Annotated in this window: 1 protein-coding gene; it reads left to right on the forward strand. The window is 48.4% G+C overall.

Going from position 1 to position 411, the window contains the following annotated elements; translation table 11 throughout:
• A partial coding sequence (locus tag A7090_RS25295; protein ID WP_241957304.1) for a reverse transcriptase domain-containing protein occupies positions 1–411 on the forward strand: 411 nt, incomplete at both ends.

The raw sequence follows: 411 nt of genomic DNA on the forward strand, positions 1-411 counted from the left end.
GTGGACAAACATTGTGCGGATAAATGGGTAAGACTGTTTATTCGCCGGTGGCTGACAGCGCCGGTACAGATGCCGGATGGAACACAGAGGGAACGAAATAAAGGTACGCCACAGGGTGGAGTAATAAGCCCGGTACTGGCGAATTTATTTCTGCATTATGTGTTCGACAAATGGCTGACGTTACATTATCCGGGCGTTCCCTGGTGCCGTTATGCAGATGACGGGCTGGTCCATTGTGTGAATAAACAGCAGGCAGAGGAATTGCGGGATAAGCTGGCAGTGCGTTTTCAGGAATGCGGACTGGAATTACATCCGGAGAAAACGAAGATCGTCTACTGCAAAGACAGCGAACGAAAAGGAAACCACGAAATAAGGCAATTTGATTTTCTGGGTTATACGTTCAGGGCAAGA

The sequence above is a fragment of the Escherichia sp. MOD1-EC7003 genome (genome assembly GCF_002965065.1).
In the GTDB taxonomy this organism is placed as follows: Bacteria; Pseudomonadota; Gammaproteobacteria; order Enterobacterales; family Enterobacteriaceae; genus Escherichia.